Here is a 26804-nt window from a genome sequence, read left to right as displayed (position 1 = left end):
CGCCCGGTCCCATTCCGAACCCGGAAGCTAAGCCTGACAGCGCCGATGGTACTGCAACCGAAGGGTTGTGGGAGAGTAGGACACCGCCGAACTTACCTTCCGTACGGCCCGTTAGGATAGCCAGTTGGCTGCCCTGACGGGCCGTACGCGTATGTCCAGAACAAGATTTTTTCCATGGCAGGAGGCCAGGTGTCCGAGTTCGGTCGACGAGACTCAAGCGATGATGGGTCCGGCCGGTCGGCACGCCGGGACGAAGGCTCCCGGGGCCGATCGGACGGATCCGGGGGAGACCGGCGCGGCGCGCGGCAGGACCGCGGCGGCCGCGACAGCACGCACCAGGGGCGCCCGCGCCGTGACGACCACGGCGTCCGCGGCGGCGGCAAGCCCTTCCGCGGCGGCGACGGTCCCCGTGACCGCGATCAGCGCGGAGGATCCGCAGGTCAGAGCCGCAGCGGCGGCCGCAGCTTCAGCGACCGCGACGATCGCAAGGGCGGCTACGGCAAGCGCGACTCCGCCGGCCGCCCGTCCGGCGGCCGCCCGGGTGGCAGCCGCTTCTCCGATGGCCCGAGCCGCTCCGGCGGCGCCCGCTCCGACGACCGTGGCACCGGCCGGCCGGGGAGCCGGTACGAGGACCGGGGCAACAGCCGTTCGGGTACCCGCAACGACAGCTCGGGCCGCGGCTACGAAGACCGGGGCGGCCGGCCGCAGGGCAAGTCGTCCTACGGCGACCGCAAGCCCCGCTGGGAAGACCGCGGCGGTTCCGCCCGCCGCGACGACGACCGCGGCAGCCGCCCGGGAGGCTTCCGTTCGGACGACCGCGGCCGCGGCGGCCAAGACCGCGACGATTCGCGCGGCGCCCGGACCGGTGGCTTCCGTTCGGGTGGCAGCGACCGTCGTGACAGTTCGAGTGGTGGTTACCAGCGTCGCGATGACCGCGGTGGCAGCACCGGTGGCTTCCGCTCGGGTGGCAGCGACCGTCGCGACGATTCGCGTGGCAGCTACCAGCGCCGCGACGATCGCGGTAGCGGCACCGGTGGTTTCCGCTCAGGTGGCAGCGACCGTCGTGACAGTTCGAGTGGTGGTTACCAGCGTCGCGACGACCGCGGTGGCAGTACCAGCGGATCGCGCTCGGATGACCGCGGTGGCAGCACCGGCGGTTTCCGCTCGGACGATCGGGGCCGTGGTGGCAGCGACCGTCGCGACGATTCGCGTGGCAGCTACCAGCGCCGCGACGATCGCGGTGGCAGCACCGGTGGCTCCCGCTCGGGTGGCAGCGACCGGCGTGACAGTTCAAGTGGCGGCTACCAGCGCCGTGATGACCGCGGCAGCAGCACCGGCGGTTTCCGTTCGGATGACCGGGGCCGTGGTGGCAGCGACCGTCGCGAAGACTCGCGTGGCAGCTACCAGCGCCGTGATGACCGCGGTGGCAGCACCGGTGGCCCACGCTCCGATGACCGGCGCGATGATTCGCGCGGTGAGCGTGGCAGTTACCAGCGTCGCGACGATGACCGTGGTACCCGGACGGGTGCTGCCCGTTCGGACGACCGCGGGCGTGGTGGCAGCGACCGCCGCGACGACTCGCGTGGTGAGCGCAGCAGCTACCAGCGGCGCGACGACTCCCGCAGCGACAGCCGGGACAACCGTGGCGAGCGCACCGGCGGTGGCTTCCGCGACAGCCGCGGCCAGAGTGACCGGCCCCGCCGGGACCCGCGGCCGAAGGTCGGCGCCCCGCTCGACGACGAGGCGCTCGCCAGGGAACTCCTCGAAGCGCCCGAGCTTCCCGAGGACATCGAGTTCTCCGACCTCGACGAGGAAGCCCGCCGCGAGCTGCGGACGCTGCCGAAGGGCTTGGCCGAGACCGTCGGGAAGCACCTCGTCGCCGCCGGTGGCCTGATCGACAGCGATCCCGAGGCCGCCCTCGAGCACGCCAAGTACGCCAAGGCCAAGGCCTCGCGCGTGCCGATCGTGCGCGAAGCCCTCGGCCTGGTCGCCTACCACGCCGGCAACTGGTCCGAAGCCCTCTCCGAACTGCGGGCCGTCCGCCGGATGACCCGCAGCGACGACCACATCGCCATCATCGCCGACGCCGAGCGGGCGCTCGGCCGTCCGGAGCGGGCGCTCGACCTCGCGAAGGAAGCCGACACGACGAAGCTGGGCAAGGCCATCCAGGTCGAGCTCGCGATCGTCGCGGCCGGGGCGCGGCGGGACCTCGGGCAGCTGGACGCCGCCGTCGTCTCGCTGCAGGGTGACGACCTCAAGGCCGAGAAGCGCGACCCGTGGAGCGCGCGGCTCTTCTACGCCTACGCCGACAACCTCGCGGCCGCCGGGCGCAAGGACGAGGCCATCCGGTGGTTCCTCAACGCCGCCGAGGCCGACGCCGAGGACGAGACCGACGCCGCGGAGCGCGCCGCCGACCTGTCGAACGAGAACGCCGACGAAAAGGCCACCAAGGAAAAGAACACCGTGGAAAAGGCCGCCGAGGAAAAGGACACCGAAGCGACCGATGAGTGACGCTCTCCTCGCGGCCTACGACGCGGTCCTCTTCGACCTCGACGGCACCGTCTACCACGGCACCCGGGTGATCCCGGGTGCCCCGGAGACGGTGCGGGCCGCGCGGGAGCACGGCACGCCCGTCCGGTTCGTCACGAACAACGCCTCGAAGGCGCCGGACGAGGTCGTCGCGCACCTCACCGGTCTCGGCATGCCCGCCGAGACCGGCGAGGTGCACACCAGCGCCCAGGCCGGCGTCCAGTTGCTGAAGGAACGGCTCGAGCCCGGCGCCGAGGTCCTCGTCGTCGGGACCGAGTCGCTCGCCGCCGAAGTCTCCGGGGCCGGCCTGACGCCGGTGCGGGAGAACGGCGACGGTGTCCGGGCCGTCGTCCAGGGGCACTCGCCGGACAACACCTGGGCCGCGCTGGCCGAGGCCTGCCTGGCCATCCGCGCCGGCGCGTTGTGGGTGGCCTGCAACGTCGACGCGACGCTGCCCAGCGAGCGCGGCCTGCTGCCCGGCAACGGCTCGATGGTCGCCGCGCTGCGCACCGCCACCGATGTCGAACCGCTGGTCGCGGGGAAGCCGCAGCCGCTGCTGTTCGACACCGCCGCGCGGTCGGCCGGCGCGGAGCGGCCGCTGGTCGTCGGCGACCGGCTCGACACCGACATCGCCGGCGCGGTCGCCGCGGGCATCGACTCCCTGGTCGTCCTGTCCGGCGTGGCGACGCCGAAGCAGCTGATCGAGGCGGTCCCGGCCGAGCGGGCCACCTACCTCGCCCACGACCTCACGGCGCTCACCCAGCCGGCCGAAGACCTCAAGATCGGTCCCCGGCCGGGCTGGACCGTCAGCACCGAGGGCGGCGTCCTCACCGCGACGGGTGACGGCGACGACCTGGACCTGCTCCGAGCTCTCTGCCACACGGCCTGGGAAACCGGCGTCACGGAGCTCGGCGGCGACGCCGAGGCGCGGCTGGGCGACCGCTGACTGATACCGTTTGCACCGTGCAGGACCATCCCTCTCCCGTCCCGGGCCCGCCGCCCGGTTCGTTCTCGCAGCAGACCGACCCGCGGGCCGGCATCGACGAAGCCGTCGCCGGGCTGGCCGACCTGGACGCGCTGCCGCTCGCGGAGCACGTCGAGCGCTTCGACGCCGTGCACACCGAGCTGACGGTCGCCCTGTCCAGCATCGACAAGGTCTGATCAGCGTGCCCAAGCGGGCCCGCCTCGACGCGGAACTGGTTCGGCGCGGCCTCGCCCGCTCGCGCGAGCAGGCCTCCGCCCTGATCGCCGGCGGCAAGGTCACCGTCCGCGGCATGGTCGCGACCAAGCCCGCCACCGGCGTGGAATCCGGCGCGCCGATCGTCGTCAAGGACGAAGACGACCCCGGCTGGGCCTCGCGCGGCGCGCACAAGCTCCTCGGCGCGCTGGCGGCGTTCACGGACCTGAGCGCCGAGGGCAAGCGCTGCCTCGACGCCGGCGCGTCCACCGGCGGCTTCACCGACGTCCTGCTCCGCAACGGTGCCGCGACCGTCATCGCCGCCGACGTCGGCCGGGGGCTGCTCGACTGGCGGATCCGCACCGACGAACGTGTCGTGGTCATGGATCGCACCAACGTCCGCAACCTCACCCCTGAAGACCTCGGCGGCCAGGTCGACCTGATCGTCGGGGACCTGAGCTTCATCTCGCTCAAGCTCGTGCTGCCCGCGCTCGCGGCCTGCGCGCGCGAAGGCGCCGATCTGGTGCCGATGGTGAAGCCGCAGTTCGAGGTGGGCAAGGACCGCCTCGGCAGCGGCGGCGTGGTCCGGGACCCCGAGCTGCGCGCCGGATCGGTGCTCACCGTCATCGACGAGGCCGCGAAACTCGGGCTCGCGCTGCGCGGGGTGACCGCCAGCCCGCTGCCCGGGCCGTCCGGGAACGTCGAGTACTTCGTGTGGCTGACGAAAACCAACGTGGCCGAGTCCACTGTGGACACAGTAGACAGGTCTGAGGCCGAGCGGCTCGTCCGGACCGCCGTCGAGGAAGGGCCCGCATGACCACCGAACGTGAAGTGCTCCTGTTGGTGCACCCCGATCGCGAAGCGACGGGCGAAGCCGCGCGCGAGGTTTCGGCGCGCTTCGCCAAGGCCGGCATCCGGATCCGGGTGACCGAGCACGACGTCTGCGCGCTGATCAGCCCCGAGGAGCACGGCCTCGGCGCGACCTGCACGGTCGTCGACCCGGACGACAACCCCGCCGACGGCGTCGAGCTGGTCTTCGTCCTCGGCGGCGACGGCACGCTGCTGCGCGCGGCCGAGCTGGCCCGGCCGGCCGGCGTGCCGGTGCTGGGCGTGAACCTCGGGCGCGTCGGCTTCCTCGCCGAAGCCGACTCCGACGCGCTGGCCGACACCGTCCAGCGGGTGGTCGACGGCGACTACCAGGTCGAAGAGCGGATGACCATCGACGTCTCGGTCACCCACGACGGCGAAGAGGTCGCCCGCACCTGGGCGCTCAACGAAGCCAGCGTGGAGAAGAGCACCCGGGAGCGGGTGCTGGACGCGCTGATCGAGGTCGACGGCCGCCCGGTGTCCGCCTTCGGCTGCGACGGTGTGCTGTGCGCCACACCGACCGGCTCGACCGCGTACGCGTTTTCGGCGGGCGGCCCGATCATCTGGCCGGACGTCCAGGCGCTGCTGGTGGTGCCGAGCAACGCGCACGCGATGTTCGCGCGCCCGCTGGTCGTCTCCCGCGACTCCGTGATCACCGTCGGGATCGACCCGGACGGCTCGTCCGCGGTGCTGACCTGCGACGGGACCCGGCCCATCGATCTGCTGCCGGGCGCGCGGGTGCGCGTGACCTGCGGCAAGACCCCGGTGCGGCTGGTCCGGCTCTGGGACGGCCCGTTCACCGACCGCCTGGTGCAGAAGTTCTCCCTGCCGGTGAAGAGCTGGCGCGAGCGGCACGCGCGTCCCTGCGACTGACCCGCTCGGCGCAATATTCGAACATATCGGCGACGCGCCGGGGTGGCGGGCGCGCAGAGTGTCGGTGGTGGCCGCTACCGTAGGCGGCGTGCTGGCCGAGATGCGCATCCAGGGCCTCGGAGTCATCGAGGACGCCCTGCTGGAACTGCACGCGGGCTTCACCGTCGTGACCGGTGAGACGGGTGCGGGCAAGACCATGGTCGTCACCGGACTGCACCTGCTGTCCGGGGGCCGAGCCGAGGTGTCCAAGGTCCGGACGGGAATGCTCAAAGCGTTCGTCGAAGGGCGGTTCACCTACGCCGGCGTCGAAGGCGCCGAGCGGATCGTCGTCGATTCGGGCGCGGACGTGGACGAGGACGGCAGCGTGATCGCGCTGCGCGCGGTCGCTGTCGACGGGCGGTCCCGCGCCCACCTCGGGGGCCGGTCCGTGCCGGTCGGCGTGCTCGCGGAGCTGTCGGAACAGCTGATCGCGGTGCACGGGCAGAACGACCAGCTGCGGCTGCTGCGGCCGGCCGAGCAGCGCGCGGTGATCGACCGGTTCGCCGGCGATTCGGTGGCGAAGCCGTTGCGCACGTACCAGGAGATCCGGTCGGAGTGGCTGGCGGTGATCGCGGAGCTGACCGAGCGGTCGACGCGCTCGCGGGAGATGGCCCAGCAGGCCGACCTGCTCAAGCACGGGCTGACCGAGATCGACGCCGTCGCACCGCAGCCGGGCGAGGACGTCGAGCTCACCGACCAGATCAAGCGGCTCGCGGCGGTCGACGAGCTGCGCGCGACGGCGACCGAAGCGCACGTCGCGGTGTCCGGCTCCCCGGACGGCGACCCGGACGCACCGGGCGCGATGGGCCTGGTTTCGGAGGCGCTGCGGCGCCTTTCGACGGCGGAGGACGCCGCGCTGCGGGAGCTGGCGCCGCGGCTGGAAGAGGCGTCGGTGCTGCTCACCGACGTCGGGGCCGAGCTGGGCAACTACGTCGAGACGCTGGACGCCGACCCGGCACTGCTGGAGAAGGTGCTGGCCCGCCAGGCCGACCTCAAGCGGCTGACGCGCAAGTACGCGGCGGACGTCGACGGCGTGCTCGCCTGGGCCGACGACGCCCGGCGCCGGCTGGAAACCATGGACACGTCGGAGGAGGCGCTCGCCGAGCTGGCGCTGCGGCGCGACCAGCTCGCGATCCAGCTGGCCGCGCACGCGTCCGAAGTGTCGGCGGCGCGAGTCGACGCCGCCGCGGCGCTGGCGGCGGAAATCACCAGCGAGCTGTCCGGGCTGGCGATGGGCCAGGCGGCGATCGAGGTGACGGTCGAGCAGCGCCCGGCCGAGCACGGCGACACGCACGCGCTGACCATCGACGGCCGCGCGGTGCACGCGGGCCCGGACGGCGTCGACGACGTCGAGTTGCTGCTGCGCGCGCACGACGGCGCGCCGCCGCTGCCGGTCCACAAGGCCGCCTCGGGTGGCGAGCTGTCGCGGGTGATGCTGGCGATCGAAGTGGTCCTCGCGCACGCGGACACGGTCCAGACACTGGTGTTCGACGAGGTCGACGCGGGTGTCGGCGGCCGCGCGGCGGTCGAGATCGGCCGCCGGCTGGCCCGGCTGGCCCGGACCCACCAGGTTCTGGTGGTGACGCACCTGCCGCAGGTCGCGGCGTTCGCGGACCAGCACCTGGTGGTGGACAAGGGCCACACCGGCGGGGTGACCCGAAGCGGTGTGAAGAACCTGAGCCAGACCGAGCGGGTCAGTGAGCTGGCCCGGATGCTCGCGGGCATGGACAACGAGACGGGCCGGGCCCACGCGGAGGAACTGCTGGCCACGGCGGAGAAGGACAAGACGGAGTTCGAGCCGAAGAAGAAGCGGGCCAAAAAGAAGTAGCTCACCGCCCGGCCGGGGTGGTGGGTCGCCGGGAAAGGTCGCGAATGACTCATTCGCGACCTCGGACGTCCCGAATGAGTCATTCGCGACGCTGCGGACAGGTCAGCGGTCTTCGAGGTCGGTGTTGATGCCGCCGAACACCTTCGCCAGCACGCGCGCCTGCTCACCGGTCATCCGGTCCGCGAAGTGCCGCTGGACTCCGCGCACGTGGGTCGGCCACGCTCGCTCCAGCGCCGCCAGGCCTTCGCCGGTCAGCACCACCAGCGTCGACCGGCGGTTCGCCGGGTCCGGCTCGCGGCGCGCGTAACCCGACGACTCGAGGCCGTCGACGATCCGGGTCAGGCCGCTCGCGCTGTGCACCAAGGCCGCGGCCAGGTCCTTCATGTGCAGCCGCCGGTCCGGGGCCTCCGACAGCTGCACCAGTGCGTCGTACGTGCGGTGCGACATCCCGTGTGCGGCGCGCAGCTCGGCGTCCAGCACCCGCAGCAGCAGCGCCGAAGACCGCAGGAATCCTCGCCAGGCCGCATCGTGCTCTGGGGAAAGGCTCACCCGGGAATACTACTCGCGCGAACAGTTGTTGTGCGGACTGTTCGCTTGCGAAGAAAGGACCCAGGATGCGCGCGGTAGTACTCCGGGAACCCGGTCCCGTCGAAAACCTCGAACTCACCGACCTCCCGCTGCCCGAGGTCAAACCCGGCTGGGTCCGGATCGCCGTCAAGGCGTTCGGTCTCAACCGGTCCGAGCTGCACACCCGGCTCGGGCTGGCCGAAGGCGTCACCTTCCCGCGCGTGCCCGGGATCGAGGCTGTCGGGATCGTCGACGCCGGCGGTGGCTTCACGCCCGGCCAGCAGGTCGCCACCATGATGGGCGGCATGGGCCGCACCTTCGACGGCGGCTACGCCGAATACACGCTGGTGCCCGAAAATCAGGTCATCCCGTTCCGCTCCGGCCTGCCCTGGGCGGTCCTCGGCCAGGTCCCGGAGACGCTGCAGACCGCGTACGGCTCGCTCACCACCGGCCTCGACCTGAAGGACGGCCAGACGCTGCTGATCCGCGGGGGCACGTCCGCGCTCGGGTTCGCCACCGCGACCCTGGCGAAAGACTTCGGCGCCACCGTCTTCGCGACCACGCGGCAGCCCGGACGCATCGAAACCCTGCGCGAACACGGCGTCGACCACCCCCTGCTGGACGACGGGAATGTCGCCGAACAGGTCCGTAAGATCGTGCCCGGCGGCGTCGACGCCGCGCTCGAACTCGTCGGCACCCCGACCCTGCCGGACACCCTGAACGCCACCCGCGTGCACGGGACCGTCTGCTTCAGCGGCATGCTGTCCAACCAGTGGACGATCTCGAACTTCTATCCGATCGGCTACCTTCCCACCGGCGTGCGGTTGACCGCTTATGGTGGTGAGGCGGACGACCTGCCGGCCTCCGTCCTCCAGCGCCACCTCGACCGGATCGCCGACGGCGAAGCGACCCTCGGCCCGGCCAAGGTGTACGCCATGGACGAGATCCGGCAGGCGCACGACGACTTGGAGCACAACCGGACGGCGGGCAAGCTCGTCGTGCTGACCGGCCGAGCGGAGGGAGCCGCCCCGTGATCCTGCCGCCGCCCGCCGATGTCGAAGCCCAGCTCGCCGCCGCGCGGCGGGACGGCGACCTCGACCGCTACCTCGGCCTGCTCGCGGGCGAGGAGCTGTTCGTGCCGATCCGGCGGGTGGACGCCCGCAGCATCCTCGACGAGCGGGCGGAGACCTTCCCGAACGTCTACTTCGAGACCGGCGGCGACGAGTTCCTCCAGGTCTTCAGCCGCGGCGCGCTGCCGGACTTCGGCTCGGACGTCGTCGCCATGAGCGGCGCGCTCGACTGGGCGGTCGACGGCGTCGGGCGGCACGAGCGCGTGGTGTTCAACCGTGGCACCCGCGCGGAGTGGCGGCTGTCGGGGGCGACGCTGCAGCCGTGGCTCGACGCGCACGCGGGCGACGTCACGCCGCTCGAGGAGCAGGTCGAGCGGCTGATCACCGCGCCGTACGGGCACCTCGAGGGGCCGATCGCGCACGCGCTGGCCTGCGGCGCCCACTTGGCCGTGCTCAACGCGGCGCCCTGGAACCTCCTCGACGGCCGCTACCACGACTACGTCGCCGAGGTGCGCAGCCTGCGGGACTGGTGGGGCGTGCCCGACCCGGCCGGCTGGCGCGCGACCATGACCGACCTGGTCGGCGACGGCTACGCGCTGACGCCCGGCAACCTGGTCCTCATGCTGCGCCTGCGGTTCGCCGCCGAGTACGGGCTGCCGGGTGCCGAGTTCGACCCGCTGACCTGGGCGCAGCTGGTGGACCGGTGGTGCGCGGAGAACGACGCCGCGGACCAGGCCGACGAGCTGCGGGACACCGTCCGCCGGGTGTCCCGGTACGAGCGGCGGCTGCGCGCCGACGGTCTGGTCGACCCGGACGGCTGCGTGACGACGGCGCTGTCCTGGGACGTCGGCCGGGCGGTCACCATCGCCCGCGGGGGCTTGGCGGCCGGCTACTGCGACGCGCTGAGCGCCGAGCTGATGGTGCTCGAAGCCGGTTCCCTCGCGCGCCGCTACCACCAGTCATGGGCCGACCTGTCGGCGGGGTACGTCATGGGCCGGGTGCTGGACGCCGGCGAGGACGAGTTCGGCGAGTGGTACCCGGCGGCCGTGCGCGTCCACCACCAGCTCCTTCAGGATCCGGCCAGCCCCTGGCTGAACCTCGATTTCGGCTCGCTGTCGGAGGAGTCCGAGGCCTGACCCGTGCGGGGGAGGTCACCACAATGAGTCACCCCGGCTACGGCGTGGCGTACCTCGTCCCACGAGCAAATTTGTCACCATCGGCCACATGAAGCTCACGGGTCTGCTCACGCGGAATCAAGAACCCCTGCCGGGGATCACCGGGGTCGCCCGGGTCGACCGCCGCACCCGGGAGCTGCTGCGCCGGATCAGTCCCGGCGACATCGTCGTGCTCGACCAGCTGGACCTCGACCGCGCGACGGCCGACGCCCTGGTCGAGGCCGAGGTCGCGGGCGTGGTCAACGCGTCGCCGTCGATCTCCGGCCGGTTCCCCAACATGGGCCCGGAGATCCTCGTCGCGGCCGGCATCCCGCTCGTCGATTCGGTCGGCGGCGAGCTGCTGCGCTCGATCAAGGACGGCACGAAGCTGCGGCTGCTCGACGGCGTCGTCTACATCGGCGAACGGCAGGTCGCCTCCGGCATCGAGCAGACCACCGAGAGCGTCGCCGACCAGATGATCGAGGCGAAGGCGGGGATGTCGACGCAGCTGGAGGCGTTCTCGGCCAACACCATCGAATTCCTGCGCCGCGAGCGCACCCTGATCCTCGACGGCGTCGGCGTCCCCGAGCTGAAGGTGCCGCTGCGGGACCGGCACGTCCTGGTCGTCGCGGGCGGCAACGGGCACGCCGAGGACCTGAAGAAGCTCAAGAAGTACATCGTCGAGCACCGCCCGGTGCTGATCGGCGTCGACGCCGGCGCCGACACCCTGCGCGTGCAGGGCTACCAGCCGGACGTCATCGTCGGCGACCCCACCGGCATCGGCACCGCGACCCTGCGCGGCGGCGGCGAGGTCGTCGTGCCCGCCCAGCCCGACGGGCACGCGCCGGGTGTCGAGCGCATCCAGGACCTCGGCATCGGCGCGGTGACGTTCCCCGCGTCCGGCAACGCCGAAGACCTCGCCCTGCTGCTGGCCGACGCGCACGGCGCGACCCTGGTCGTCACCGTCGGCTTCCAGGCCACGCTGCGCGAATTCCTCGACCACGGCCGGTCCGGTTCGAACCCGTCGACGTTCCTGACCCGGCTGAAGCTGGGCACGAAGCTCGTCGACGGCAAGGCGGTGGCGACGCTGCACCGCAACCGGGTGTCGATCGGCGCGGTCGTCCTGCTCGTCCTCGCCGCCGTGGTGGTGGTCGCCGCGGCGCTGCTGGTGTCCGACGTGGGCTCGGTCTACCTCGACTGGCTCCGGCACACCTGGAATTCGTTCTTCGCCTGGGCCAAGGGATTGTTCACGTGATTTCGCTCCGCTACCACGTAGTTTCCATCGCCGCCTGCTTCCTCGCGCTGGCCGTCGGCGTCGTGCTCGGCTCGACGGCGCTCAACGGCTCGCTGCTGTCCGGGCTGGCGGGGGAGAAGAAGGACCTCGGCAGCCAGGTCGCCGACCTGGAGGCGCAGCGCAACGCGCTCAACGCCCGGCTGGCCGACGCCGACGCCTTCGCCGGCTCGATGGGCCCGAAGGTCGTCGCCGGCGTGCTCGACAAGCGGTCGGTCGTGCTGGTGACCACCGAAGACGCGCGCCCGGCCGACCGGGACGCGGTCAAGCAGCTGATCGGCCAGGCCGGGGCTTCGGTGACCGGTGAGGTGCAGCTGACGGCGGCGTTCCCCGACCCCCGGAAGGCCGACCAGCTCCGCGACGTCGTCACGCGGCTGCAGCCGGCCGGTTCGAAGTTCCCGACCGCGGGCGACTCCGGCACGCTGGCCGGCGCGCTGCTCGGTTCGGTGCTGCTGCTGGACAAGACGACGGCGAAACCGCAGTCCTCGCCGGAGGAGCTGGCGGCCGCGCTGAGCGGCCTCACCGATGGCGGCTTCGTCAAGGCGAGCCAGGACGTCAAGCCGGCGCAGCTGGCGATCGTGCTCACCGGCGCCCAGGCGACCGGCGACGGGGCGGGCGACCGCGCGGCGACGATCGCCCGGGTCGCGACGCAGCTCGACCGCAGTGGCGCGGGCGCGGTCCTGGCGGGCGACGCCGGTTCCGCGGACGGCACCGGCGCGCTGGGCGTGGTCCGGGCGGACACGTCGGCGACGTCGATCCTGTCCACAGTGGACAACGCGGACACGTCGGCGGGCCGGGTGAGCACGGTGCTGGCGTTGAAGGAACAGCTCGACGGCGGCGCGGGCCGCTACGGCGTGGCGGGCAACGCGCAGGCCCCGGCGCCGGGCGTCACCGCACCGGCCGGGAACTGACCCGGCCGGCGCGTTTTCCCGCTTCAGCTGACGAGCTCGAAATCGTGTGAGGCGTTTTCGTTGGTGATGTATTCGAGACCCCCTTCGCCGCCGGGGTTGTAGCTGACGTGCCTGCCGCCGTAATAGCTGTTGTAGTAGATCTTCACCACGTAGCTCCGGGTGTTGTTCCGCGCTGATTTGGCGTGGTTCTTCACGCACAGCCCGTGGCCGGAGCCCGGTCCTTTGAACTCGTAGCAGCCCGGCTGGGTGCTGCCGTAGTTCGGGATCGGCCCGCTGAAGTCCGAGACCGAGCCGGTTTCGTCGGGGCCGTAGTACAAGCAGAACTCGCCCGTTTCACAGATTCCGTTGCGGGCCGTCGCCGCGCTCGCCGCGGGCGCGGCCGCGGCGAGCAGAACGACGGCTCCGCCGGTGGCGAGCACCGCCCGGAACAGACGTTTGCCGGTGGTTCCCAAAGTGACCTCCCGAGTCGCTGGTGGCGCGGGTGCGCCTTGCCGTGACCACGCCTCGGCCGGTCTCCCGGTTGAGGGCCGGCGGGGACGATCACCCGATCGGCCGGTTCACTTCAGGGGCGGGTCGAGCGGGAAGCAGGACACCCGCACCGGCCACGTGTCGCCACCCGCCGGCAACGGCATCTGCTTGAGTGCCTTCGCCGTGTCCGTGTCGTGGGCTTCCTCGGCCGCCGCGTGGAAGATGTCCGCCGCGATCGACTGGTCGAACACGCCGATCTGCTGGTGGGGCCAGACTTCCGCGCCGTGCAGCGCGGCCGGGATCAGCTGGTCGACGACCTTCCGCAACGTCACGCCGTTCGCCGCCCGGTACTTCCAGACGTCGACGCCCAGGTTCCTGCCGACCTCCGCCAGCCGGCCCCACGCCGTCAGGTTGAAGTTGACGTAGTGCCACGACATCGTGCGCGAGAGCTCGAGCGGCTGGCTGCCGTCCGCGGCGAACTGCACCGGGAACCGCCTCTGCTCCGCGTCCACCACGATCTTCTTCGCTTCGGAACGCTTCCCCAGGTAGGCCGAGATCGTCGCGTTCTGCATGTCGAGGAACGTGCCGTGGTTGTTGGTGGCGGCCAGTTCCAGCTTGGCCTGCGGGCTGGTCTGCATCCAGCTCAGGTACTGCGTCAGCCAGGCCTTGATCCCGGAGCGGTCCGTCCCGGTCCAGCCCGGCGCGCCGCCGTCGAGGAGCGCGAACGCGTCCATCAGCTGGCTGAACGACTGGGTGGAGTCGATGATCCCCGTGCCGCTCACGGTGTTGCGGCACGGCACGATCTGCGAATACGCCATGTTCGGGTTCATCCGGGTGGCCGGGTCGAGGAACCACGTCCGGATGTCCAGCGCCGCCCGCTTCGCGTACTTCGCGTCCCCGGTGTAGTACCAGGCCAGCGAGAGGTAGTACATCGCGTCCCAGGCCCACATCCGGTAGGTGTGGTCGGTGATCGCGTCGGCCTCCGGGTTGCGCTGGCCGTCCTTGCTGACGTACGGGCAGCCCTGCGGGTTCTCCGGTGTCTTCGGCTGGCTCGCCCACCAGTAGGGCGCTTGGCTCGTGTAGTCGTGCTTGTCGCCGCTCGGCGGCGCGGACGGCTTGTCCATGACCGACCACGGTCCGGCCGTGAGCGCGGTGTCCGCCTTGGCCAGCACCGCCTTCAGCGCGTCGCGCTGGGCCTTGGTCGCGTGGCCACCGCGGATCGCTTGCTTGACGTTCGCGAGCTTGGCGCCGTCGGTGACGATGGTGTGCGGGGCCCCGCCCCGGCCGGGGGCTCCGCCACCCGGACCCCCGAAAGAATCCGTGGTGTGCGGTGGCGACGCGGCCACCGCCGTCCCGCTCACCGGCACCAGGACCACGCTCACCGACAACGCCAGTGCGCCCAAAACCCTTCGCACTTCGACCGCCTTTTCGGGGACGTCAAATCCCCACTCGTCACCGGGCGGCGGTACGGCTGCGGGGATTCTGACCGGGCGAAGCGGCGGGTGTCAATCAGGCCAGGTACGGCGCTTGTCCAGCGGCTTCGCGTACGACCCCGCGCGGCTCGTCTTGAGTCCCAGCGCCACCAGCGACTCCGCGAGCCGGACGGCGGCCGCGACGCCGTCGATGACGGGAATGTCCAGCATCGTCGCGATCTTCCGGTCCAGCCCGGTCATCCCCGCGCAGCCGAGCACCAGCACCTCGGCCCCGGCGTCCCGCGCCCGGCGGCCCGCGGTGAGCAACGCCGACTCGGTCCGGCGGCCGTCGGTCAGCTCCAGCACGCCGAGCCCGGCGCCGGTGACCGCGACGCAGTTCTGCGCGACGCCGGCGGCGTGCAGGCTGTCCTCGATCAGCCCGCACGTCCGGTCCAAAGTGGTCACCACGCCGTAGCGGCGGCCGAGCAGGCAGGCCAGGTGCGCGGCGGCCTCGGTGATGTCGACGACCGGGACGTCCAGCAGCTCGCGCGCGCCCTCGCGGCCGTGCTCGCCGAACCCGGCGAGCACCACGGCGTCGAACGGCTCGTCCAGGCCCCGCAACAGGTCCAGCACGGCCGCGGCGGACAGGAAGCTGTCCAGCCAGCCCTCGGCCGACTCCGGACCCCAGCGTGGCGTCCGGGCGAGGATCTCGGTGCCGGGGCTCGCGGCCGCGCGGGCCCCGGCTTCGATCTCCTTCGTCATCGCCTCGGTGGTGTTGCAGTTGGTGACGACGATCCTCATCGATGCTTCCTGGAAACCGCGTAGTACAGGGCAGCCGACGACGCCGTGCCGATGAACCACGAGTACGGCGCGGCCGGCGCGAAGTACGGCACCAGCGCGATCACCGCGGCCAGCGCGGCGGTCGGGAAGAACGTCACCAGCGCGCGCGGGTTCACCCGCGGGTACATCCCGCCGTCGACGAACAGTTGCGCGACGTCGACCTCGCCGCGGCGGATCAGGTAGTAGTCGACGATCATGATGCCGAACAGCGGGCCGAGGAACGCGCCGAGGCCGCCGAGGAAGTAGTTGACCACCGCCGGCGAGGAGTACAGCTTCCACGGCAGCACGCACAGGGCCGCGACCGCGCTGATCATCCCGCCGACGGTGAAGCTGATCCGCTTGGGCCAGATGTTGGCCAGGTCGTAGGCGGGGGAGACGAAGTTCGCGACGATGTTGACGCCCATGGTCGCCACCGCGAACGTCAGCGCGCCGACGATGAGCACCGGCGTGTTGTGCACCTTGGACAGCAGCTCGGCCGGGTCGGTGATCGCCTCGCCGAACACCTGCATGCTGCCCGCGGTGACGACCACCGACAGCAGCGCGAACGCCGTCGAGTTGATCGGCAGGCCCCAGAAGTTGCCGCGCCGCACGGTCTTCTGGTCCGGGGCGAAGCGGGAGAAGTCGCAGAAGTTGAGCATGAGCGTGCCGTAGGTGGCCAGGATGAGCCCGGCCGCGCCGAACCACTGCCGGATCTGCTCGCCGGTGGACAGCTGCTTCGGGCTGCTGGTGAAGGAGATGTTCCAGTGCCCGGCGGCGAGGATCCAGCCGGCGAGCGCGATCATCACGACCCAGATCGCCGGGCCGCACCAGTCCTGGAACTTGCGCACCGACTCCATACCGCGGGTCAGGATCAGCGCCTGGACCGCCCACAGCGCGACGAAGCAGATCCAGCCGAGGGCGTGCAGGCCGAGGAAGCCGTGTTCGGTCAGGGGTTTCAGGCCCGGGTCGATGGCGAGCACGAGCAGCGTGATGGCGACGCTCGCGAGGTAGGTCTGGATGCCATACCAGAAGATCGCGATGACCGCCCGGATCAGCGCGGGCAGGTTGGCGCCGAACGTGCCGAAGCTGATCCGCGCCACGACCGGGAACGGCACGCCGGTGCGCTGGCCGATCCGGCCCATCAGGTTCATGCCGGCGTAGATGATGACGAACCCGAACAGCAGCGCGGTGAACACCTGCCACGCCGACAGGCCGAGCACGAACAGGCCGGCCGCGAAGGTGTAGTTGCCGAGGTTGTGCACGTCGGACATCCACAGCGCGAAGATGTCGTAGACCTTCCACCGGCGTTCCTTCGCGGGGCCCAGGTCTTCGTTCCAGAGGCGGGGATCGGGCGGCGGGGTGGTTTCTTGCGAGGGTTCGGTGAGCGGGGCGGCGGTCATGATGGTCCTCCGATCGACGTGCAGGGACGGCGATTTGGGATACCAAACTTTGGAATCCCAAATATCACCCCGGCGTCCGCCCGAGTCAACCCTCCGGCCGATAAACTCGTGTAACGGCCGGTTACGGCGGTGTTGAAGGAGGGGCGCGGTGAACGAGCGGCAACCCCTCGCGGCCACCCGGCAGCGGGTGCGCGAGGAGCTGCGCGAACGGATCCTGACCGGCCGGCTCCGCCCGGGTGACCGGCTGGTGGAGCGCGAGCTGGCCGAGGACCTCGGCGTCTCCCGCGTCCCGGTCCGTGAGGCCATCCGCAGCCTGGAGGCCGAAGGGTTCCTCGTCGTCCAGTCGCCGCGCCGGGTCGTCGTCCGGCAGCTGGCCCGGGTCGACGTCGAGGAGCTGTTCGACGTCCGGGAGGCCCTCGAAGGGCTGGCCGCCGGGCTGGCGGCGGCCCGCGCGGGCGCGGCGGAGCTGAAGCGGCTCGACCGCGTGCTCGCCGACGCCGCCCGCGCGACGGCCCGCGGTGACGCCGCCCGGATCACCGTGCTGAACTCGCGCTTCCACGACGAGATCGTCGCCATCGCGGGCAACGCGCTGCTCACGACCATGCTCCAGCCCCTCGAAGGCCGGCTCCGCTGGCTCACGAGCCAGAACGAGCACTGGGCGGAGCTGCTCGACGAACACCGGCGGCTCTACGAGGCGATCGCGTCGGGGGACGCCGAGCGCGCCAAGGCGTCCGCGGTGGAGCACGTGCGGGTCAATCGGGACGTCACGCTGAGGTCGCTCTTTCCCCAGGTCACAGCTTGATGACGAAGGTCACGCTGCGTACCTGACAACTCACGCGTTAACATGATCGCGGGGCCCTCGCTCCTTGAGCGGCAGTGGCATATCCGACAGTGCGGAACAGCCCGGCCAACAGGCGCTTCCCAGCGGCTTCATGGGAAATTCACAGAATGGGTGGCAAGTCTGACAACGTGAACCACGCCGACGACGGTGCCGGATCGGCGGCACGATGACGACTGCCCAGGCCACGCTCGAGGCCCCCGCCCCCGCTACGAGACCGGGCGGCAAAGCGCCCTACCTCCACCAGATCGACCTCTTCCGGTTGGTCACCTTCGCCTGCGTCATCCTCATCCACGTGGTGGGCGCGACGAACTTCGCGCAGGACGTCGGGGCCAACGCCGTCGAGACGCCGCTGCACTTCACCCGGGAAGCCTTCTTCGCGCTCACCGGGTTCGTGCTGGTGTTCCAGAACCGCCGCCGCGAGTTCACCGCGGGTGACTTCTGGCGGCGGCGGCTCCCGCTGGTCGCCACGCCGTACCTCGCGTGGTCGATGTTCTTCTGGGCGTACGGCCTGGTGACCGGCGAGCAGCAGCCGGGCTCGCTCGAGGCGTCGATGCGCCTGCTGCTCAAGGACCTCGTCACCGGCGGTGCCTGGTACCACCTGTACTTCCTGCTCGTGACGATGCAGGTCTACCTGCTGTTCCCGGCGCTGATGAAGCTGCTTCGGGCGACCGAGGGCAAGCACAAGTGGCTGCTGCTCGGCAGTGGGCTGCTGCAGGTCGGCGTGACGCTGTTCATGACCTACCAGCCGCTCGGCGTGAGCTACGAGACGATCACCCACCTGTACGGCACGATCGTGCCGTACCAGTTCTACACGCTGTTCGGCGCGGTGGTGGCCATGCACTTCGAGACCGTGCACGCCTGGGCCGGGCGGCACCGGCTGCTGCTCGGCGGCGCGGTGGTGGCGGTGCTGGCCGGCACCGAGTGGTACTACTTCCGGACCGTCCACAGTGGAACTTTCCCGCAGGTGGCCAGCGACCCGTTCCAGCCGTACCTGATCCCGTGGTTCCTCACCGTGATCGCGGCGATCTACGCGCTGGCGACGAGGTGGGCGGCGCGCCGCCGGGAAGGCAGCCGCGGGGCCCGGGTGGTCTCGTGGGCGGCGAACCGGTCGTTCAGCATCTTCCTCGTGCACCCGCTCGCCCTGGCGCTGCTCGGGCCGGCGATCCCGCACGTCGCGGAGCGGTTCGGCGCACCGTGGCTGAGCGTGATCATCTACGCGGGGACGATCGCCCTGACCGTCCTGATCGTGGAGGTCCTGCGGCGGCTGCCCGGGAGCCGGGCGCTCACCGGCCGGCCGCGGCTGCGTCCGGTGAAGGTTGCGGCTTAAGTCACCCGGGTGGGTGGCTCAGGTCATATCGGAAGGTTCGGGCATGTCTGAACGCGCGGATCCGCAGCGGTGGGATATGCTGGCGGCCCGTGGGACTTCAGTCACGGGCAACCAAGTACGTTTTTGTCACCGGAGGCGTTGCCTCCTCTCTGGGTAAGGGACTCACGGCTTCCAGCCTGGGTCAGCTCCTTACCGCACGCGGGCTTCGCGTCACGATGCAGAAGCTCGACCCCTATCTCAACGTCGACCCCGGGACGATGAACCCGTTCCAGCACGGTGAGGTGTTCGTCACCGACGACGGCGCCGAGACCGACCTCGACATCGGCCACTACGAGCGGTTCCTCGACCGCGATCTCGACGGCAAGGCCAACGTCACCACCGGCCAGGTCTACTCCGAGGTGATCGCCAAGGAGCGCCGCGGCGAGTACCTCGGCGACACCGTGCAGGTCATCCCGCACATCACCGACGAGATCAAGGCCCGGATCACCGCCGCGGCCGAGCCGGACGAAAACGGCCAGTCGCCGGACGTCGTCATCACCGAGGTCGGCGGCACGGTCGGCGACATCGAGTCGCTGCCGTTCCTGGAGGCCTGCCGCCAGGTCCGCCACGACGTCGGCCGGGACCACTGCTTCTTCCTGCACGTCTCGCTGGTGCCGTACCTGGCGCCGTCGGGCGAGCTCAAGACGAAGCCGACCCAGCACTCGGTCGCCGCGCTGCGCAACATCGGCATCCAGCCCGACGCGCTGGTCTGCCGGGCCGACCGGGAGATCCCCGAGGACCTCAAGCGCAAGATCGGCCTGATGTGCGACGTCGACACCGAGGCCGTCATCGCCTGCCCGGACGCGCGGTCGATCTACGACATCCCGAAGGTGCTGCACGGCGAGGCGCTCGACGCCTACGTCGTCCGCCGCCTCGGGCTGCCGTTCCGCGACGTCGACTGGACGGTGTGGGGCGACCTGCTCGACCGGGTGCACAACCCCAGCGAGATCGTGCGGATCGCGGTCGTCGGCAAGTACATCGACCTGCCGGACGCCTACCTGTCGGTCACCGAGGCCCTGCGCGCGGGCGGGTTCGCCCACCGCGCGAAGGTCGAGATCGTCTGGGTCGCCTCCGACGACGCGCAGACCGCGTCCGGGGCGGCTTCCGTGCTGTCCGATGTGGACGGTGTGCTGATCCCGGGCGGGTTCGGCATCCGCGGCATCGAGGGCAAGGTCGGCGCGATCGAGTACGCGCGCACCCGCGGCGTCCCGCTGCTCGGCCTGTGTCTCGGCCTGCAGTGCATGGTCATCGAGGCCGCCCGGCACCTGGCCGGCATCGAGGACGCGGGCTCGTCGGAGTTCGACGAGAACACCAAGCACCCGGTGATCTCGACCATGGCCGACCAGCGCGACGTCGTCGCGGGCGAGCGGGACATGGGCGGCACCATGCGGCTCGGCGCCTACCCGGCGAAGCTCAAGGCGGGTTCGCAGGTCGCGAAGGCCTACGGCACCACCGAGGTCTCCGAACGGCACCGGCACCGCTACGAGGTGAACAACGCCTACCGCAAGCAGCTCGCGGACGCGGGCCTGGTCTTCTCCGGCACGTCGCCGGACGACCGCCTGGTCGAGTTCGTCGAGCTGCCCGCCGACAAGCACCCGTTCTTCGTCGGCACCCAGGCGCACCCCGAGCTCAAGAGCCGCCCGACCCGGCCGCACCCGCTGTTCAGCGCGTTCGTCAAGGCCGTCGTCGACCGCAAGGTCGCCGAGCGGCTGCCGGTCGAGCTGCCCGAAGCCCCGGTGGCGGCCCGATGACCGCGCCGGGCGAGCACGAGTTCAGCGTCGCGGCCAGCCGGGACGTCCACATCGGACGCGTCGTCGGCCTGCGGATCGACGACGTCGTGATGCCGGGCGGGGACACCGCGGTCCGCGAGGTGATCGAGCACCTCGGCGCGGTGGCGATCGTCGCGCTGGACGAGGAGGAGCAGGTCACGCTCATCCACCAGTACCGGCACCCGATCGGGCACCGGCTGTGGGAGCTGCCCGCGGGCCTGATCGACCACCTCGGCGAGGACCCGGTCGGCACGGCCAAGCGCGAGCTGGTCGAGGAGGTCGGCCTGGCCGCGTCGGACTGGGTGACCCTGGTCGACGTCGCGGCGTCGCCGGGCTTCACCGACGAGGTCGTGCGGGTGTTCCTGGCCCGTGGGCTGTCCGATGTGGACCGCGAGGTGCTCGGCGAGGAGGAGGCGGACCTGGTCATCCGCAAGTTCCCGCTCGCCGAGGCGGTCCGGATGGCCCTGGCGGGCGAGCTGCTCAACGGCGCCACCGTCTCCGGCGTGCTGGCCACCCACGCGGTGCTCACCGGCGTGGCCTCGCCGCGTCCGGCGGACGCTCCGTGGGAGGACCGCCCGACCGCGTTCGCCAAGCGCAAGCAAGCCTGACCCCGGGCTTCGCCGCAGTGAATGACTCATTCCTGTCATCGGACGACAGGAATGAGTCATTCACTGCATTCGGCGAGCTCAGGGACGCAGCGGGCGGCCCTCGGCGTCCGAGCCGCCGTTGACCAGGAGCACGATGCCGTCGATGATCGGCCACAGCACGCCGACGCCGGTGCAGAACGTGGCGAAGAGCTGAGCCACGCCCAGCGCGGTCTGGCCGGTGTAGAACCGGCCGACGCCGAAGGGCAGCACGATCTGCAGCACGCCGGCCACCGTCTTCGACCGGGGCGAGTACGGCAGGGGCATCGACGGCGCGTACGGCACCGGGGCCGGTGGCGCATACGGGTCCGGCCCGTACACCGGCAGCTGCGCGGTGGCCTGCGGGTACAGCGGTGCCGGCGGCGCCCCGAAGAACCCCGGGTGCGGCTGTGGGAGGTCGCGGAACAGCGGCCGCAGGTCGCCCAGGGTGGTGGCCGCGTAGGCGTCGGTCACCCGCGTCTCGTACTCGTCCGGCGTGATGCGGCCCATGCCGAAGTGGTCGGCGAGCAGCCTCGCGGCTTCTTCGCGCTCGGCCGTCCCGATGCGGAGTTCGTCGGACCCCATGGCTCCACGGTAACCGCGTGCCGCCGGGAACGGGGTTTCTCCCGGGTCACGACCGCCGCGCGGCCTAAGGTGACGGCGTGGTAGCCGCGGGCAGCACCGACGGCGTGATCGCCGCGTACCTCGACCACCTGGTCGTCGAACGCGGGACCGCGCGCAACACCCTGGACAGCTACGCCCGCGACCTGCGCCGGTACGCCGCGCACCTGGACGGCCTGGGCGTCGCGAAGATCGCCGACGTCACGTCCGCGCACGTCACGGCCTTCGGTGCCGCCCTGCGTGAAGGCGACGACGAGCACCAGCCCCTGGCCGCGTCGTCGGCCGCCCGGGCCCTGGTCGCCGTGCGGGGCCTGCACAAGTTCGCGCACGCCGAGGGCCTCACCGAGCACAACCCGGCCCGCGAAGTCCGGCCGCCGACGCCGGCGAAGCGGCTGCCCAAGGCGCTGCCGGTCGACGACGTGCTGCGGCTGCTCGAGACCCCGCCGCCCGACGGCGAGCGCCCGCTTCGGGACCGGGCGCTGCTGGAACTGCTCTACTCCACCGGGGCGCGGATCTCCGAGGCGGTCGGCCTGGACGTCGACGACGTCGACGACACCGAGCGCACCGTGCTGCTCGACGGCAAGGGCGGCAAGCAGCGGCTGGTGCCGATCGGCCGTCCGGCGCTCGCCGCGCTGAGCGCCTACACCGTCCGCGCGCGGCCGGCGCTCGCGGCTCACGGCCGGGGCACGGCGGCGCTGTTCCTCAACGCCCGCGGCAGCCGGCTGTCGCGGCAGAGCGCGTGGCAGGTCCTCAAGGACACCGCCGGGCGGGCGGGCATCACCGCCGTCGTGTCGCCGCACACCCTCCGCCACTCCTTCGCCACGCACCTGCTCGAAGGCGGCGCCGATGTCCGGGTCGTCCAAGAACTTCTCGGCCACGCGTCGGTGACGACGACCCAGGTGTACACGCTGGTCACGGTCAACACTTTGCGCGAGGTGTACGCCACGGCGCACCCGCGAGCGTTGGGCTAGACGGCCCTGTAAACGGCGAACAGCCTTGCCAGCCTGCACTGACGGTCGAGTGACATTGACCCGTCGAGTCCGGCGCGTTGCTTTGCCGGGGCTCCGACTCCGGACATAGGCTGCGGCGACGCTGACGAACAAGGAGCTTTCGCGCCATGTCGACACCGAACCAGCCGGCCGTACCGGCCGAGTCCGCCGGGTCGGCGGCGGCGAACCTCAGCCAGGTCACCATCGCCACGCCCGCGATCCACGACGGCGACGAGCAGCCGGAGCGCAACGGCAAGAAGGTGAAGCTCGAGGGCATCGGCCCGACCGGCCGCCCGATCCGCGAGCACCCCGATCCGGCGCCGCTCGACAAGCACGGCCCGGCCAAGATCATGGCGATGTGCAACCAGAAGGGCGGCGTCGGCAAGACGACGTCGACCATCAACCTGGGTGCCGCCCTCGCCGAGTACGGCCGCAAGGTGCTGCTCGTCGACTTCGACCCGCAGGGCGCGCTCGCCGTCGGCCTCGGCATCCAGCCGCACGAGCTGGACCAGACGGTCTACAACGCCATCATGGAGCGCTCGGTCAGTGCCACCGACGTGCTGATGAAAACCCGCGTCGACGGCGTTGACCTGCTGCCGAGCAACATCGACCTGTCCGCGGCGGAGGTCCAGCTCGTCGCGGAGGTAGGGCGCGAGCACACGTTGTTACGGGTCCTGCGTCCGGTCATGAACGACTACGACTATGTTCTTGTCGACTGCCAGCCCTCGCTCGGCTTGCTCACGGTGAACGCGCTGACCGCCGCGGACGGCGTGATCATCCCGCTGGAGTGCGAGTTCTTCAGTCTGCGAGGCGTCGCCCTCCTGATCGACACCATCGAGAAGGTCCAGGAACGCCTCAACCCCAAACTGGACATAGTCGGGATTCTCGCCACCATGTACGACCCGAGAACCCTGCATTCGAAGGAGGTCATGGCTCGCGTGGTGGAGGCATTCGGCGAGACCGTGTTCGACACGGTCATCAACCGCACGGTGCGGTTCCCCGAGACGACGGTCGCGGGTGAGCCGATCACGACCTGGGCGCCCAAGTCGGCCGGCGCGGCGGCGTACCGCCAACTGGCCCGCGAGGTGATCGCTCGGTGAGCAGGCGCGCTTCCCTGCCCGGAGCGTCGGAACTCTTCAGGATTACGACCAGCACCGCCAGCCCCGCCCTCGATCTCCCTCCCCAGGCACCGCCCGAGCCCGTCGAGAAGCCCCAGCCGAAGCCCGCGGGCAACGTCCGGCCCGACCAGCTCGCGCGCAGCGCGGCCCCGCACGGCTCGGGCCGGACCAAGCACGACGCGAAGATCACCGTGTACGTCTCCGGCGACGAGCTCGTCGCCATGGAGCAGGCCCGGCTGACGCTGCGCGCGAAGCACGACCTGGTCGTCGACCGCGGCCGGCTGGTGCGTGAAGCGGTGGCGGTGCTGCTGGCCGACTTCGACCAGAACGGCGAGGAATCGGTGCTGGTGCAGCGGCTGCGGGTGGTCGGCTCAGACGGCGGCGAAACCGAGGACTGATGGACGAGCCGGCACCGGCTCCGGAGGTCCCCGAAGAGCACCAGACAGTGCACGGCGGGATGATCCCCGAAGGCGTCAACACCGAAGAACTGAGCACGTCGAAGTTCAAGGTGCGGCTGGCCAACTTCGAAGGACCGTTCGACCTGCTGCTGCAGCTGATCTCGCAGCACCAGCTCGACGTCACCGAAGTGGCGTTGCACCGGGTCACCGACGACTTCATCGCGTACACCCGCGCGCTGGGCACCGACTGGAACCTCGACGAGACCACGGAGTTCCTGGTCATCGCGGCGACCCTGCTCGACCTCAAGGCGGCGCGGCTGCTGCCGTCGGCCGAGGTGGAGAACGAGGACGACCTCGCCCTGCTCGAGGCCCGCGACCTGCTGTTCGCGCGGATCCTGCAGTACCGCGCGTACAAGCAGGTGGCGGCCCTGTTCGGCGAGCTGGAACAGAACGCGCTGCGGCGCTACCCGCGGTCGGTGGCGCTGGAGGAGCGGTTCATCGGGTTGCTGCCCGAGGTGATGCTGGGCGTGACGCCGCAGAAGTTCGCCGACATCGCGGTGGCCGTGTTCCGGCCGAAGCCGCCGCCGACGGTGTCGATCGCCCACATCCACATGGGCCGCATCTCGGTGCGCGAGCACGCGGCGATCCTGCGGGTGATGCTGGCCGAACGCGGCCAGGCGACGTTCGGCGAGCTGGTCGACGACTGCGAGCACACGGTGGAGATCGTGGCACGCTTTCTGGCGCTGCTGGAGCTCTACCGCGAAGCGACGGTGCAGTTCGAGCAGAGCGAGGCACTGGCCGAGCTGCACGTCCGCTGGACGGGCGGCTCGAAGGAAGAAGCCTCCGCGGCGGCCGAGCTGGACCGCACCGCCGGAGACGAAGAGGAGTACGGGTGAATCCCGAGAACGACGAAGTGGCCGAGGCGCCGCGGGCACCGGAGCCGCCCACGGGCGAGCCGGAGGAGGCCGCGGCGGAGCTGGCCCTGGACGAGGCACTCTCCGGCGAGCCGGTGACCGAGGACGGCGACCCGGTGGAGCCGCTGGTCGAGGACGACGCTGCCGCTGAGCGGGATGCGCCCGCTGAGCCGGAAGCTGCTGCTGGGTTGGGCGAGGATGCGCCCGCCGAGCCTGAAGCCGTTGCCGACCCGGACCAGCCTGCGCCGGCTGAGCCGGAAGCCGCTGCTGCGCCGGAGGAGCCTGCCGAGGAGGCCACCGCTGCGCTGGAGGAGCCTGTCGAGGAGGCCGCCGCCGAGGCGGAAGTGCCTGTCGAGGAAGCCGCCGCCGAGGCGGAAGTGCCTGTCGAGGGAGCCGCGGCCGAGCCCGGCCCGGCCGATCCCGAGTCCGGCTTGGTCGCCGCCGGGGATGCCGATGCCCTGCCGGACGTCACCTCCGACGAGGCCCTCGAAGCCGCCCTCGAAGCGCTGCTCCTGATCGTCGACTCGCCCGCCGGCGAAGAACTCCTGGCCGACACCCTCGGCCAGCCCAAGTCGCGGATCGTCGTCGCGCTGCGGACCATGGCGCAGAAGTTCACCGACCGGGCGTCCGGGATCGACCTGCGGCGCGTCGGCGAAGGGTGGCGGTTCTACACTAGGGACGTCTATGCCCCGTTCGTGGAGAAGCTCCTGCTGGACGGCCAGCGGTCGAAGCTGACCCGGGCCGCGCTGGAGAGCCTCGCCGTGATCGCGTACCGGCAGCCGGTGACCCGCGCCAGGGTCGCCGCGGTGCGCGGCGTGAACGTGGACGGCGTGATCCGGACGCTGCTCGCGCGCGGCCTCATCGAAGAGATGGGGACCGATCCCGAGACGACCGGCACGCTGTACGTGACGACCGAGCTGTTCCTGGAGCGACTGGGGCTGTCGTCACTGAACGACCTGCCCGCCATCGCTCCGTTGCTACCCGAAGTGGACACCATCGATGACATCCAGTGAACACCCCGACGGCGTCCGGCTGCAGAAGGTGCTGTCGCAGGCCGGGGTCGCCTCCCGGCGCGCGGCGGAGGACCTGATCGTCGCCGGCCGGGTCGAGGTGGACGGCGAGGTCGTCACCGAACTGGGCCGCCGCGTCGACCCGGACGCCGCGATCATCCACGTCGACGGCACCCGCGTGAACCTGCGCGACGACCTGATCTACCTCGCCCTGAACAAGCCCAAGGGCGTGCACTCGACGATGTCGGACGACCGTGGCCGCCCGTGCGTCGGCGACTACCTGCGCGGCCGCTACGAGGAGACCCCCGGCGTCGTGCACGTCGGCCGGCTCGACGAGAACACCGAGGGCCTGCTGCTGCTGACCAACGACGGCGACCTCGGGCACCGGCTGATGCACCCGTCGTACCGGGTGCTCAAGACCTACCTGGCCGAGGTCGACGGCCTCGTCCCGCGCGGGCTCGGCAAGGAGCTGCGCAAGGGCTGGGAGCTGCCGGACGGCATCGTCAAGGTCGACCAGTTCCGCGTCAAGGACATGCACTCCGGCAAGTCGCTGGTGGAGCTGGTGATCCACGAGGGCAAGAAGCACATCGTGCGCCGCCTGCTCAAGGACACCGGCCACCCGGTGCTCAAGCTGGTCCGCACCGCGGTCGGCGACGTCCAGCTCGGCAACCAGCGCGTCGGCTCGATCCGGCGGCTGACGAAGGGCGAGGTCGGCGCGCTTTACCGCAACGTCGAACTCTGACCCGCTTT

At 71.2% G+C, this 26804-nt stretch carries 26 protein-coding genes and 1 rRNA gene; 21 read left to right on the top strand and 6 right to left on the bottom strand.

The window, feature by feature from the left end; genetic code table 11:
* The 7 genes from rrf to recN form a co-directional block, all read left to right on the top strand.
* Positions 1-92: ribosomal RNA gene (rrf, locus tag AB0F52_RS33830) — 5S ribosomal RNA — on the top strand; the annotation flags it as partial.
* 97 nt (positions 93-189) lie between these two features.
* The gene (locus AB0F52_RS33825; RefSeq protein WP_360179851.1) at positions 190-2511 is read left to right on the top strand and encodes a hypothetical protein; all 2322 of its coding nucleotides are present in this window, start codon (positions 190-192) and stop codon (positions 2509-2511) included.
* Complete coding sequence (locus AB0F52_RS33820; RefSeq protein WP_360179849.1) at positions 2504-3475, top strand: HAD-IIA family hydrolase; 972 nt, start codon at positions 2504-2506, stop codon at positions 3473-3475. Before AB0F52_RS33825 ends, AB0F52_RS33820 begins: the two co-directional genes overlap by 8 nt.
* Before the next feature lie 17 nt (positions 3476-3492).
* The gene (locus tag AB0F52_RS33815; RefSeq protein ID WP_360179847.1) at positions 3493-3690 is read left to right on the top strand and encodes a hypothetical protein; all 198 of its coding nucleotides are present in this window, start codon (positions 3493-3495) and stop codon (positions 3688-3690) included.
* Positions 3691-3695: 5 nt separating this feature from the next.
* Positions 3696-4523 (top strand): TlyA family RNA methyltransferase, encoded by an 828-nt coding sequence (locus AB0F52_RS33810; RefSeq protein WP_360179845.1) that lies wholly within the window; start codon positions 3696-3698, stop codon positions 4521-4523.
* Entirely contained in the window at positions 4520-5446 is a 927-nt protein-coding gene (locus AB0F52_RS33805) for an NAD kinase (RefSeq protein WP_360179843.1), read from the top strand. The genes AB0F52_RS33810 and AB0F52_RS33805 overlap by 4 nt, the downstream gene beginning before the upstream one ends.
* 88 nt (positions 5447-5534) lie before the next feature.
* On the top strand, positions 5535-7313 hold the full coding sequence (recN, locus tag AB0F52_RS33800) for a DNA repair protein RecN (RefSeq protein WP_360179879.1): 1779 nt from the start codon (positions 5535-5537) through the stop codon (positions 7311-7313).
* 102 nt (positions 7314-7415) lie between these two features.
* Here recN and AB0F52_RS33795 read toward each other — a convergent pair whose 3' ends face one another.
* The gene (locus AB0F52_RS33795; RefSeq protein ID WP_360179841.1) at positions 7416-7862 is read right to left on the bottom strand and encodes a MarR family transcriptional regulator; all 447 of its coding nucleotides are present in this window, start codon (positions 7860-7862) and stop codon (positions 7416-7418) included.
* 65 nt (positions 7863-7927) lie between these two features.
* Between AB0F52_RS33795 and AB0F52_RS33790 the strand changes: the two genes are divergently transcribed.
* From AB0F52_RS33790 to AB0F52_RS33775, 4 genes are all read left to right on the top strand, one after another.
* Positions 7928-8914: a zinc-binding alcohol dehydrogenase family protein gene (locus tag AB0F52_RS33790; RefSeq protein WP_360179839.1), complete on the top strand. Its 987-nt coding sequence runs from the start codon at positions 7928-7930 to the stop codon at positions 8912-8914.
* Positions 8911-10086: a DUF1266 domain-containing protein gene (locus AB0F52_RS33785; RefSeq protein WP_360179837.1), complete on the top strand. Its 1176-nt coding sequence runs from the start codon at positions 8911-8913 to the stop codon at positions 10084-10086. The genes AB0F52_RS33790 and AB0F52_RS33785 overlap by 4 nt, the downstream gene beginning before the upstream one ends.
* Before the next feature lie 88 nt (positions 10087-10174).
* Entirely contained in the window at positions 10175-11359 is a 1185-nt protein-coding gene (gene steA, locus AB0F52_RS33780) for a putative cytokinetic ring protein SteA (RefSeq protein ID WP_360179835.1), read from the top strand.
* Positions 11356-12306: a copper transporter gene (locus tag AB0F52_RS33775; RefSeq protein ID WP_360179833.1), complete on the top strand. Its 951-nt coding sequence runs from the start codon at positions 11356-11358 to the stop codon at positions 12304-12306. Before steA ends, AB0F52_RS33775 begins: the two co-directional genes overlap by 4 nt.
* Positions 12307-12329: 23 nt before the next feature.
* On the opposite strand, the gene AB0F52_RS33770 is transcribed toward AB0F52_RS33775, so the two are convergent.
* The 4 genes from AB0F52_RS33770 to AB0F52_RS33755 form a co-directional block, all read right to left on the bottom strand.
* A complete protein-coding gene (locus AB0F52_RS33770) occupies positions 12330-12758 on the bottom strand; it encodes a peptidase inhibitor family I36 protein (RefSeq protein WP_360179831.1) in 429 nt (142 codons plus the stop codon).
* Between the two features lie 105 nt (positions 12759-12863).
* Positions 12864-14189 carry an alginate lyase family protein gene (locus AB0F52_RS33765; RefSeq protein WP_360179829.1) on the bottom strand — a complete coding sequence of 442 codons (1326 nt, stop codon included), beginning with the start codon at positions 14187-14189 and terminating at the stop codon, positions 12864-12866.
* A gap of 90 nt (positions 14190-14279) precedes the next feature.
* Entirely contained in the window at positions 14280-14987 is a 708-nt protein-coding gene (locus AB0F52_RS33760; protein WP_360179827.1) for an aspartate/glutamate racemase family protein, read from the bottom strand.
* Positions 14984-16405: an NCS1 family nucleobase:cation symporter-1 gene (locus AB0F52_RS33755; RefSeq protein WP_360179825.1), complete on the bottom strand. Its 1422-nt coding sequence runs from the start codon at positions 16403-16405 to the stop codon at positions 14984-14986. Before AB0F52_RS33755 ends, AB0F52_RS33760 begins: the two co-directional genes overlap by 4 nt.
* A gap of 148 nt (positions 16406-16553) precedes the next feature.
* Here AB0F52_RS33755 and AB0F52_RS33750 point away from each other — a divergent pair, with 148 nt between their 5' ends.
* The 4 genes from AB0F52_RS33750 to AB0F52_RS33735 all read left to right on the top strand — a co-directional run bounded on the left by AB0F52_RS33750 (position 16554) and on the right by AB0F52_RS33735 (position 20989).
* Positions 16554-17207 carry a GntR family transcriptional regulator gene (locus AB0F52_RS33750; RefSeq protein WP_360179823.1) on the top strand — a complete coding sequence of 218 codons (654 nt, stop codon included), beginning with the start codon at positions 16554-16556 and terminating at the stop codon, positions 17205-17207.
* A gap of 205 nt (positions 17208-17412) precedes the next feature.
* Positions 17413-18573: an acyltransferase gene (locus AB0F52_RS33745; RefSeq protein WP_360179821.1), complete on the top strand. Its 1161-nt coding sequence runs from the start codon at positions 17413-17415 to the stop codon at positions 18571-18573.
* An 89-nt stretch (positions 18574-18662) separates the two neighbouring features.
* Positions 18663-20363, top strand: coding sequence for a CTP synthase (locus AB0F52_RS33740; protein WP_360179819.1), 1701 nt, complete (start codon positions 18663-18665; stop codon positions 20361-20363).
* Positions 20360-20989, top strand: a complete 630-nt coding sequence (locus AB0F52_RS33735; RefSeq protein ID WP_360179817.1) for an NUDIX hydrolase — start codon at positions 20360-20362, stop codon at positions 20987-20989. The genes AB0F52_RS33740 and AB0F52_RS33735 overlap by 4 nt, the downstream gene beginning before the upstream one ends.
* A 78-nt stretch (positions 20990-21067) precedes the next feature.
* Here the strand turns inward: AB0F52_RS33735 and AB0F52_RS33730 are convergent, their stop codons facing one another.
* Positions 21068-21589 carry a DUF1707 domain-containing protein gene (locus AB0F52_RS33730; protein ID WP_360179815.1) on the bottom strand — a complete coding sequence of 174 codons (522 nt, stop codon included), beginning with the start codon at positions 21587-21589 and terminating at the stop codon, positions 21068-21070.
* Between the two features lie 104 nt (positions 21590-21693).
* On the opposite strand from AB0F52_RS33730, the gene xerD reads away from it, so the two are divergent.
* The 6 genes from xerD to AB0F52_RS33700 all read left to right on the top strand — a co-directional run bounded on the left by xerD (position 21694) and on the right by AB0F52_RS33700 (position 26796).
* Positions 21694-22596: a site-specific tyrosine recombinase XerD gene (gene xerD, locus AB0F52_RS33725; RefSeq protein WP_103338639.1), complete on the top strand. Its 903-nt coding sequence runs from the start codon at positions 21694-21696 to the stop codon at positions 22594-22596.
* 146 nt (positions 22597-22742) lie between these two features.
* Positions 22743-23714 (top strand): ParA family protein, encoded by a 972-nt coding sequence (locus AB0F52_RS33720; RefSeq protein ID WP_103338601.1) that lies wholly within the window; start codon positions 22743-22745, stop codon positions 23712-23714.
* Complete coding sequence (locus AB0F52_RS33715; RefSeq protein ID WP_360179813.1) at positions 23711-24130, top strand: cobyrinic acid a,c-diamide synthase; 420 nt, start codon at positions 23711-23713, stop codon at positions 24128-24130. Before AB0F52_RS33720 ends, AB0F52_RS33715 begins: the two co-directional genes overlap by 4 nt.
* Positions 24130-25026, top strand: a complete 897-nt coding sequence (locus AB0F52_RS33710) for a segregation/condensation protein A (RefSeq protein WP_103338603.1) — start codon at positions 24130-24132, stop codon at positions 25024-25026. Before AB0F52_RS33715 ends, AB0F52_RS33710 begins: the two co-directional genes overlap by 1 nt.
* Before the next feature lie 362 nt (positions 25027-25388).
* Positions 25389-26057 (top strand): SMC-Scp complex subunit ScpB, encoded by a 669-nt coding sequence (scpB, locus tag AB0F52_RS33705; protein WP_360179877.1) that lies wholly within the window; start codon positions 25389-25391, stop codon positions 26055-26057.
* Positions 26044-26796 carry a pseudouridine synthase gene (locus AB0F52_RS33700; protein ID WP_103338605.1) on the top strand — a complete coding sequence of 251 codons (753 nt, stop codon included), beginning with the start codon at positions 26044-26046 and terminating at the stop codon, positions 26794-26796. Before scpB ends, AB0F52_RS33700 begins: the two co-directional genes overlap by 14 nt.
* The last annotated feature ends 8 nt before the right edge of the window (positions 26797-26804 follow it).

The sequence above is a fragment of the Amycolatopsis sp. NPDC024027 genome (assembly GCF_040638975.1).
In the GTDB taxonomy this organism is placed as follows: domain Bacteria; phylum Actinomycetota; class Actinomycetes; order Mycobacteriales; family Pseudonocardiaceae; genus Amycolatopsis.
This window is presented reverse-complemented; position numbering and strand designations above follow the sequence as displayed.

Excerpts from the sequence above, each read along its gene's own strand:
- AB0F52_RS33710 (WP_103338603.1), top strand. The coding sequence starts at position 24,130 with ATGGACGAGCCGGCACCGGCTCCGGAGGTCCCCGAAGAGCACCAGACA.
- AB0F52_RS33700 (WP_103338605.1), top strand. The coding sequence starts at position 26,044 with ATGACATCCAGTGAACACCCCGACGGCGTCCGGCTGCAGAAGGTGCTG.
- AB0F52_RS33720 (WP_103338601.1), top strand. The coding sequence starts at position 22,743 with ATGTCGACACCGAACCAGCCGGCCGTACCGGCCGAGTCCGCCGGGTCG.
- AB0F52_RS33820 (WP_360179849.1), top strand. The coding sequence starts at position 2,504 with ATGAGTGACGCTCTCCTCGCGGCCTACGACGCGGTCCTCTTCGACCTC.
- steA (WP_360179835.1), top strand. The coding sequence starts at position 10,175 with ATGAAGCTCACGGGTCTGCTCACGCGGAATCAAGAACCCCTGCCGGGG.
- AB0F52_RS33735 (WP_360179817.1), top strand. The coding sequence starts at position 20,360 with ATGACCGCGCCGGGCGAGCACGAGTTCAGCGTCGCGGCCAGCCGGGAC.
- AB0F52_RS33745 (WP_360179821.1), top strand. The coding sequence starts at position 17,413 with ATGACGACTGCCCAGGCCACGCTCGAGGCCCCCGCCCCCGCTACGAGA.
- AB0F52_RS33760 (WP_360179827.1), bottom strand. The coding sequence starts at position 14,987 with ATGAGGATCGTCGTCACCAACTGCAACACCACCGAGGCGATGACGAAG.
- AB0F52_RS33790 (WP_360179839.1), top strand. The coding sequence starts at position 7,928 with ATGCGCGCGGTAGTACTCCGGGAACCCGGTCCCGTCGAAAACCTCGAA.
- AB0F52_RS33730 (WP_360179815.1), bottom strand. The coding sequence starts at position 21,589 with ATGGGGTCCGACGAACTCCGCATCGGGACGGCCGAGCGCGAAGAAGCC.
- AB0F52_RS33805 (WP_360179843.1), top strand. The coding sequence starts at position 4,520 with ATGACCACCGAACGTGAAGTGCTCCTGTTGGTGCACCCCGATCGCGAA.
- AB0F52_RS33755 (WP_360179825.1), bottom strand. The coding sequence starts at position 16,405 with ATGACCGCCGCCCCGCTCACCGAACCCTCGCAAGAAACCACCCCGCCG.